This is a genomic window from Amycolatopsis orientalis DSM 40040 = KCTC 9412 (assembly GCF_000478275.1).
GTDB lineage: Bacteria > Actinomycetota > Actinomycetes > Mycobacteriales > Pseudonocardiaceae > Amycolatopsis > Amycolatopsis orientalis.
The window spans coordinates 1-337 of sequence record NZ_ASJB01000094.1 but is presented as its reverse complement, the minus strand read 5'-3'; the positions used below and the strand labels follow the sequence as shown (position 1 = coordinate 337).

General features: G+C 58.5%; 1 protein-coding gene. It reads left to right on the top strand.

Annotation, left to right across the window (positions count from 1 at the left end; translation table 11 throughout):
• Positions 1 to 95: 95 nt before the first annotated feature.
• On the top strand, positions 96 to 337 hold a 242-nt coding region (locus tag L324_RS43795; RefSeq protein ID WP_328286164.1), incomplete at its 3' end, for an AAA family ATPase.

Below are 337 nucleotides of genomic sequence, written 5' to 3'. Positions count from 1 at the left end.
AGCGGAAGCCATTCGGGTGCGTTTGGAGGATAACGCCCATGTGAAGCGTCACCGGTCGCCGTTTGCGGCAGTTCCAGCGAAGGAGGGAGAACACGGTGTATAAATCGTTCTACTCTCTTTCGCGGGAGCCGTTTGCGAAAGAAACCGCCCCGTCCGAGGCGTATCAAGGGGCAGCGTTTCAAGAAGCGCTGCGGGCGCTGGAGTACGTGAAACGAACCCGGGGAATCGGGCTGTTGACCGGAGAACCGGGGGCGGGCAAGACATTCGCCCTTCGAGCGTGGAAAGAATCGTTGTCCCCTTCTTTGTATCACGTAGTCTACTTCCCGTTATCGACCGG